The following is a 292-nucleotide window of genomic DNA, read 5'->3' on the forward strand; positions in this document are numbered from 1 at the left end:
CAAGCTGTTGATCGATTCGGATGGTTGGAAAGAAGCGATGAAGATGACGGCAGATGCAGTCCGCAATCATGCGGCTTATGCTCCTCCTCCAATGAAGGAAGGCGAACAGCTTGATGGATACGATGACGCCGACTATGAGAAACATAGAGACTACTTGAAGCAGTACAGCCGATCTAACGAGATGTTCTACATGGGTCAAGCCGCAATGACGATTCAAGCGCCGTGGTTTGCTTCCTTCTTGCGGGATATTCCCTACTACTCCAAGACACCGGAGATCGACTGGGGCATCGCG

Annotated in this window: 1 pseudogene; it reads left to right on the top strand. The window is 51.0% G+C overall.

Going from position 1 to position 292, the window contains the following annotated elements:
- A pseudogene (locus BBG47_RS28685) lies at positions 1 to 292 on the top strand (sugar ABC transporter substrate-binding protein); the annotation flags it as partial.

This window comes from Paenibacillus sp. KS1 (assembly GCF_001680695.1).
Taxonomy (GTDB): Bacteria; Bacillota; Bacilli; order Paenibacillales; family Paenibacillaceae; genus Paenibacillus_B; species Paenibacillus_B suaedae.